The following is a 6,416-nucleotide window of genomic DNA, read 5'->3' as shown; positions in this document are numbered from 1 at the left end:
TGACTGATGAGTACATCATGCTGGAAGAACAGGATGATGGCCTGGAGGCCATCATCTTCAACGGAATAACGCTTGCGTACTACGACCGAAAAACCCAGAGTGTGGTGCGGATAGACTAAAAGTGTTACCTATGTTCCCGGTCTGATCTGTCACCTATGTATCCGGTCATACAGCAGCGCCACCCGGCAAAAAGAGCGCGCAGTATCAATATCATTGCCGGTACGTCGTTTGGCTCAGTTCGGTATAGTCAGGTTTCTTGAAAATTCAACAGCAGAAACTGACTGTACCTTCCATAAGTTGTCTTCTTTAACCATGCAGTCTATGACTATGTGGTCCTGCTTTTTACCGAATGCAATGTATACGTTGACACAGACTGGATCGGTATCCCCGGCTATGGCTGTTACATTCTGCGGCCAGTCATCGCCGATGTATTGCGCTTTTAAAAATATATCGGCCTCGTAAAACTCTTCGTCTGCATAGCGAGGATCCTGCGCGTGACGGAGTTTTTTCATTGTTGATGCTGTGACATATTTATCTATTTCGTTTCCATCAGTAATGGGAAATACGTCTTTGTTGATTTGATTTACGTACCAGCTGTTAAATTTTACAGCACGCTCAATCGGGTCAGAATGGCCGGCCATAGCAGAGAAAGAAAACAGGCAGCAAAGAAGTAAGGTGCTTTTCATATCAGTAGTGCCTGTAAAAGGTGATTTTTGGCTGTATCTTCCGATATCTCTGGCCGGGATAAAGACTATTCTGTTTAAAATCTGAATACCAGGTACCCGAACCGTCATAGATGCATGCATGCCCGTTCTGATGCGCACCAGGCAATGCGTCAATGACTGCAACATCACCCTCAATGAGGGTGCCGTACACCTTGCTGAATCCTGCTTTCTCAAGAGAGCGCCAGAAGTTTTTTGCATCAGCGCCATTAATTTCTAATCCTCCGGCGCGGATAGCCGCGGCTACGGCGCGAGCGCAGTAACCCGTGCTGTAATGGTGCGCGTGGCTGCGAGCATAAGACACAGCCTCGTGCTTATTCCATGACATAAAATCATCCTTATTAATGAAATGAAGTAATAAGGAAATATTACGCCGATAATATACGGTGTTTTGTAATTGATAATGACCTGATATTAACCATTATCTACTCAGTAAATAATGGTTAATAAAAATATAAATATCTATTATGGTTAATGCGTATCTGAGAAAGCATCACTAAAATGAATTTTTCTGCCCGACGATAACGCTGTTGTCGTTTTTAGGGTTTTCTCCCTCTCCCCGTGGGAGAGGGCACCAGACCGCAGAGGGGTCAATCACTCTCCAAGCGTCGCCACCATCACCGCCTTAATCGTATGCATCCGGTTTTCCGCCTGGTCGAACACGATGCTCGCCGCTGACTCAAACACCTCGTCCGTCACCTCCATCCCGCCGTGCAGGTCGAACTCTTTCGCCATCTGCTTGCCGAGCGTGGTCTGGTCGTCATGGAACGCCGGCAGACAGTGCAGGAACTTCACGTCCGGGTTGCCGGTCAGCGCTATCATCTGCGCGTTCACCTGATACCCGCGCAGCAGCGCAATCCGCTCCGCCCACTTCTCTTTGGCTTCGCCCATCGACACCCACACGTCGGTATAGATAAAGTCCGCGCCCTTCACGCCCGCCGCCACGCCTTCCGTCAGGGTGATTTTGCCGCCGTGCTTTTCCGCCAGCGCGCTGCACTCCGCCACCAGGCTCTCTTCCGGCCAGCAGGCTTTCGGGGCCACCAGACGCAGATCCAGCCCGGTCAGCGCCGCCGCTTCCAGCATCGAGTTGCCCATGTTGTTGCGCGCATCGCCCGCGTAGACCAGCGTCATCTCGTTAAACGCCTTGCCCGGCAGGTGCTCCTGCATGGTCAGCAGGTCCGCCAGCAGCTGCGTCGGGTGGAACTCGTTGGTCAGCCCGTTCCACACCGGCACGCCCGCGTACTGCGCCAGCGTCTCGACCACTTCCTGGCCGTGGCCGCGATACTGAATGCCGTCGTACATCCGCCCGAGCACGCGCGCGGTGTCCTTAATTGATTCTTTATGCCCAATCTGGCTGCCGCTCGGCCCTAAATAGGTAACGCGCGCGCCCTGGTCAAATGCGGCAACTTCGAAAGAGCAACGGGTACGGGTCGAGTCTTTTTCGAAGATGAGCGCGATGTTCTTACCGGTAAGCTTTTGTACTTCCTTGCCATTTTTCTTATCGGCTTTGAGCTGTGCGGCAAGGGTCAGCAGAGAAGTGAACTGTGCAGGGGTAAAGTCGAGCAATTTCAGAAAGTGTTTCTTGTACAGATCAGACATTTTATCCTCACATGGCGAATGCCACTTATTGAATTAAAATTCACTTTATATGTTTAATTATTCATTTGCAACCCCGTTTCACAAATCTTTCCAACAAAGGTGGAGGCAAACCCGTCCGTGTGTGAAAATAGAAGTATCTGCCGCACTTTAAAGAGGATTGAGCCATGGCAAACCCGGAATTACTGGAAGAGCAACGCGAAGAGACGCGTCTGATTATTGAAGAGCTGCTGGAAGACGGTAGCGATCCGGACGCGCTGTACACCATCGAGCATCATTTCTCTGCGGATGATTTCGACGCGCTGGAAAAAATGGCCGTGGAAGCCTTCAAGCTGGGTTACGAAGTGACCGAGCCGGAAGAGCTGGAAGTGGAAGAGGGCGACACCGTCATCTGCTGCGACATCCTGAGCGAAGGCGCGCTGAAGGCGGAGCTGATCGACGCGCAGGTAGAACAGCTGATGAACCTGGCCGAGAAGTTTGACGTGGAATACGACGGCTGGGGAACCTACTTCGAAGATCCGAACGGTGAAGACGGCGAAGAGGGCGACGACGAAGATTACGTCGACGAAGACGACGACGGCGTGCGTCACTAAGCGTTTCAGGCGGTGGCGCACGCCACCGCTTTTTCAAGGCAGAACCATGGATTACCCGCAGATACTCGCCCCCGTACTCAACTTCCTCCAGTGCCCGACCCCGCAAGCATGGATTGATAAAGCCCGCGACCCGGCGAACCTGCCGCTGCTGCTCACCGATCACATGGTGTGCGAGCTCAAGGCCGCCCAGACCGCGCTGCTGCTGGTGCGCAAATACGTCGCCGACGAAAGCGGTGCCGACGCGCTGCTCGACTGGCTCAAGCCCTACGAACAGTTCACCTTCCGCGACGGCCCGGAGCCGGACTTCATCGCCCTGCACAGGCAGATTGGCAAAAGCGTGATGCCCAAAACCGACGACCCGTGGGGCCAGGCGCTTATCGACAGCATAGTGCTGCTGATTAAAGAGGAGCTGCACCACTTCTGGCAGGTGCGCGAGGCGATGCTGGCTCGCGACATTCCGTACGTCAAAATCACCGCCAGCCGCTACGCCAAAGGGATGCTGAAGGAAGTGCGCACCCACGAACCGCTGACGCTGATCGACAAGCTCATCTGCGGCGCCTACATCGAAGCCCGCTCCTGCGAACGCTTCGCCGCGCTGGCCCCGTTCCTCGACGACGACCTGCAGAAGTTCTATCTCTCGCTGCTGCGCTCGGAAGCGCGCCACTATCAGGACTACCTGACGCTGGCCCAGCAGGTGAGCGACGACGATATCTCACCGCGCATACAGCTTTTTGGCGAAATTGAAGCCACACTTATCTCGACACCGGACAACGAGTTTCGCTTCCACAGCGGCGTGCCGGTGTAAACCGGCATAACTCAAGGATAAGGATGCGAGATGAATAAAACGTGGACCCGTATTGTGATTGTCGTCATTGCGGCTGCCGCCGTGGCGTTCTGGGTGTTTTTCGACAGGCAGCGCGCCCCGGAACGGCAGATGGATAACGCCCTTAACGCGATGCCCGCCTGGCAGGTGATTAAGGAGCAGGAGCCTGTTCTGCATCAGCGCATCCTCGACCAGATGGCCGCCCTGCAAAAAGCGGGCGAGCCGGAGCAGCAGATTATCGACACCATCCAGCCGCAGATCCTGCATCTGCAGATGTCGCGCCTGCAAAACGCCCCGGACGCCAACGTGGTGAACTACATGACCATCAACATGGAGCAGACCGCCGCCATCCAGAAGGTGAGCGACGACGCCTGCTTCCGCTTCCTCTACCCGATGGTGAAGGGCGGCATCAACCCGATGCGCATGCTGGATAAAGACCTGATGGCACGGCGCATGCAGGCCGACGCCGACATGATGCGCGCGGCCTACGGCAAAAATCGCCACACCGTAACCCCGGCCGAACGCGAGGCGGCCGTCGAGGACGTGCGGCCGATTATGAAGCAACTTGCCGATAAGTACGGCGAGGACATCCAGCTGCTGCAGACGCCCGATAAGGCGGCGGGCAAAGAGAAGCTCTCCTGCGATATGGTGCAGGAGATGTGGGCCAAGGTGCTGGCGCTGCCGGAGCAGAAGGCGGCGAGGGTGATTCGGCTGGCGGTGTCCGAGCTGGACTGACGAAGGGCGCTGGTTTTTTGGGCACTTAGCGCGGGTTTAGCGCGTCGTCGCTTGCATGGCGGCGCGCGACAGGTATAATCCACAACGTTTCCGCATCCCCTTCAGTGCCGAAGTGGCGAAATCGGTAGACGCAGTTGATTCAAAATCAACCGTAGAAATACGTGCCGGTTCGAGTCCGGCCTTCGGCACCAATCACTTTATTTTCTTATAAATCAATGAGTTAGTGTGAATAACCTGCCTCATTTGCATGTAAGAAATGTCAGTTACTCATCAAGTACAAAAGCCACTGTGAATGTTAATGGCTTTTGGTATGTTAGCACATAGTGGCGAGTAGTTCCCAGGCTCAACCTCGTATCGCTTTTCCCTTTGAAGCTGGAAGACGTGCCGCCGTCTCTAAACTCCATACCAAACGCTTACAGTGAAGCGCATTTTTTGCCGATGCTCCCACATGCCACACGTCGAGATGACGTTGCAGGGAATAAACAGGTTTTATGGTGGTGTTCGTACCTGCACACGAAATGCAGGCTCTGCCAGCGGTTCGGCCTCGCTCCTTCGGGTACATGGTCATCCTGATAAACTTCACTGTCTGACATACCCTTGATGTTGTCGCCTAACGGCTCCGCGCGTTGTCTTACCACCAACGGGCTTATTGGCTGCTATTCCCTTAATTTAAGTATGGTATCATGTAGGGAAAATCTTAAAAGAAGGGTGGTTTATGGGCTGGTCTTCGTTGGTTAGGATAACCATTGGTACATTTCTATTAGCTGGGTTGTCGTTCTCTGCATACGCGAAGAACTGCAAGAAAGGTATACCATGCGGTAATTCGTGCATTGCGGTTGGAAAAACGTGTCGGATTGGATCAAGTACCTCATCGGCTTATAAAAATTATTCTTACTCTTACCCGTCATCTTCTCTTCATAGTTCAATCCCTAACTCCTCTTCACATTCCCCATCAGCGAAGGTTGAGGGAAAAAACACAGCTTCAACTGCGAAAACCTATCTCTGTCAGTACGCTATTGCAGCAGTACAGAATGGTAGAATAGGTGCTTTACGTGTGCTGGGTAGTGCAGAGGTAACGTTGTATGTCGATAGCTTCAAAGCTAACCGTTTAAACGGTACATACCTGCTCTCACCAAAGCTGAAAACTAACGGTAAGTTGATGATGGCAGATGATAAAAGCAAGGTGTACGCCTATGATCCGTCGCTGGGAAACTTTGCAATTAGTGACCGCATCGCAAGAAGCACTGAGCAATGGGATAATTGTAAACTGGTTCACAATTAATAAACTCAATTCGTGGGGATGGAATGAAAAAATTACTAATGGCTTTCGTGATTCTAACTTTACCTCTGCTCTCATTCGCTAAGGGTATTGGTTATGGAAATACTAAATGGGACATGAATCCGTCAGAAGTTGTTGCGGCTCAGGGCAATGGCGCACATCTGATCTCACCAGAGAAGTATAAGGATAATTTTGGGAAAGTGCGGATTGATAATGTATCGATCGGTAGCGGTCTTTATACTGTCACATTCCTTTTTAATAGCGCTGATCGTCTTGTGCAAACGAACGTAGCCAGTAATGAGAAAAAAAATGAAGGTATCGCTGCGAATCAATTTAGCACATTGAGTCAATTGCTAACTCAGAAGTATGGGAAACCTGAGTTTTCAGATTCAGACAAAGCAACATGGAAACTTCCTGACACTACGGTTGAGTTAAGCAAGATGGTCATTTCTGGGATCATGGCCCAAACAGTAGTTCGTTACATTCCAAACAGTAGGGTAGCAAGCGATACTTCTAATCTTTAAGCTATTGCACCAGAAACGTGCATTCAACAGCACAAATCCAAAGGGTGTAATACCCCTTTGGATTATGATTTCAATGCTTGTTTGTAATCGAGTAGTGTATTCAGATGACTTACTTAAGTAGCTGGATACTTAGGGAAATTTAAC

At 51.7% G+C, this 6,416-nt stretch carries 7 protein-coding genes and 1 tRNA gene; 5 read left to right on the top strand and 3 right to left on the bottom strand.

Annotated features, from left to right (window positions below; all coding sequences use genetic code 11):
* Positions 1–233 precede the first annotated feature (233 nt).
* The 3 genes from FHC48_RS23710 to argL all read right to left on the bottom strand — a co-directional run bounded on the left by FHC48_RS23710 (position 234) and on the right by argL (position 2,365).
* Positions 234–932: a DUF3828 domain-containing protein gene (locus FHC48_RS23710; RefSeq protein WP_306434533.1), complete on the bottom strand. Its 699-nt coding sequence runs from the start codon at positions 930–932 to the stop codon at positions 234–236.
* A gap of 384 nt (positions 933–1,316) precedes the next feature.
* Entirely contained in the window at positions 1,317–2,321 is a 1,005-nt protein-coding gene (gene argF / locus FHC48_RS21825; protein WP_220418975.1) for an ornithine carbamoyltransferase, read from the bottom strand.
* On the bottom strand, positions 2,291–2,365 hold the full coding sequence (gene argL / locus FHC48_RS21820; protein WP_227028284.1) for a putative translational regulatory protein ArgL: 75 nt from the start codon (positions 2,363–2,365) through the stop codon (positions 2,291–2,293). Before argL ends, argF begins: the two co-directional genes overlap by 31 nt.
* 120 nt (positions 2,366–2,485) lie before the next feature.
* Between argL and rraB the strand changes: the two genes are divergently transcribed.
* The 5 genes from rraB (at position 2,486) to FHC48_RS21795 (ending at position 6,272) form a co-directional block, all read left to right on the top strand.
* Positions 2,486–2,911 (top strand): ribonuclease E inhibitor RraB, encoded by a 426-nt coding sequence (gene rraB, locus FHC48_RS21815; protein ID WP_008501374.1) that lies wholly within the window; start codon positions 2,486–2,488, stop codon positions 2,909–2,911.
* Between the two features lie 46 nt (positions 2,912–2,957).
* Complete coding sequence (gene miaE / locus FHC48_RS21810) at positions 2,958–3,716, top strand: tRNA isopentenyl-2-thiomethyl-A-37 hydroxylase MiaE (protein ID WP_059363058.1); 759 nt, start codon at positions 2,958–2,960, stop codon at positions 3,714–3,716.
* Between the two features lie 30 nt (positions 3,717–3,746).
* On the top strand, positions 3,747–4,469 hold the full coding sequence (locus FHC48_RS21805; RefSeq protein WP_059363056.1) for a hypothetical protein: 723 nt from the start codon (positions 3,747–3,749) through the stop codon (positions 4,467–4,469).
* A gap of 106 nt (positions 4,470–4,575) precedes the next feature.
* A tRNA-Leu gene (locus FHC48_RS21800) sits at positions 4,576–4,660 on the top strand.
* A gap of 1,114 nt (positions 4,661–5,774) precedes the next feature.
* Positions 5,775–6,272 (top strand): hypothetical protein, encoded by a 498-nt coding sequence (locus FHC48_RS21795; protein ID WP_032655137.1) that lies wholly within the window; start codon positions 5,775–5,777, stop codon positions 6,270–6,272.
* Positions 6,273–6,416: the final 144 nt, after the last annotated feature.

Source organism: Enterobacter sp. EC_50, from assembly GCF_019584525.1.
Taxonomy (GTDB): domain Bacteria; phylum Pseudomonadota; class Gammaproteobacteria; order Enterobacterales; family Enterobacteriaceae; genus Enterobacter; species Enterobacter roggenkampii.
The sequence above is the reverse complement of the archived record's forward strand: the minus strand, read 5'-3'. Positions and strand labels throughout refer to the sequence as shown.

Coding starts and splice junctions, on each gene's coding strand:
- miaE (WP_059363058.1), top strand. CDS start 2,958: ATGGATTACCCGCAGATACTCGCCCCCGTACTCAACTTCCTCCAGTGC.
- FHC48_RS23710 (WP_306434533.1), bottom strand. CDS start 932: ATGGCGCTGATGCAAAAAACTTCTGGCGCTCTCTTGAGAAAGCAGGAT.
- rraB (WP_008501374.1), top strand. CDS start 2,486: ATGGCAAACCCGGAATTACTGGAAGAGCAACGCGAAGAGACGCGTCTG.
- FHC48_RS21795 (WP_032655137.1), top strand. CDS start 5,775: ATGAAAAAATTACTAATGGCTTTCGTGATTCTAACTTTACCTCTGCTC.
- FHC48_RS21805 (WP_059363056.1), top strand. CDS start 3,747: ATGAATAAAACGTGGACCCGTATTGTGATTGTCGTCATTGCGGCTGCC.
- argF (WP_220418975.1), bottom strand. CDS start 2,321: ATGTCTGATCTGTACAAGAAACACTTTCTGAAATTGCTCGACTTTACC.